This is a genomic window from Paraburkholderia sp. BR10954, from assembly GCF_040965775.1.
Classification (GTDB): domain Bacteria; phylum Pseudomonadota; class Gammaproteobacteria; order Burkholderiales; family Burkholderiaceae; genus Paraburkholderia; species Paraburkholderia youngii.
The window spans coordinates 1-339 of record NZ_JBFRCK010000260.1; the positions used below are offsets into that span (position 1 = coordinate 1).

A 339-nucleotide genomic window follows, 5' to 3' on the forward strand; every position below is an offset into this window, starting at 1 on the left:
CCCAGGTTCGTCACGTTGGTGTTGGTCTCGGTCAGCTGCGCCATGTTCACCGCATCGCCCGGGTTCACGCCTTCCGCCACATTCGTGATGCGCGTGCCGCCCGTATGCGTCGTGCTGTTGTACGTGTCACCGCCCAGCGTCAGGCTGTTGTAGTTCACCGTCCCGTCCGGGTTGGTGTCGTACTTCACCGAGCTCTGGTCAACCTGCGTGATCCGGTCGCCCAGATTCGTCACGCGGCCATCGATGTTCGTCACCTGGTCACCCAGATTGGTGATCGACGTGGTGTTCTGCTCGACCTGCTGGTTCGTGGCATGCAGCTGCGAGCCGTTCACCGCGTCC

Annotated in this window: 1 pseudogene; it reads right to left on the minus strand. The window is 62.5% G+C overall.

Annotated features, from left to right (window positions below):
• A pseudogene (locus tag AB4Y34_RS42155) lies at positions 1 to 339 on the minus strand (hypothetical protein); the annotation flags it as partial.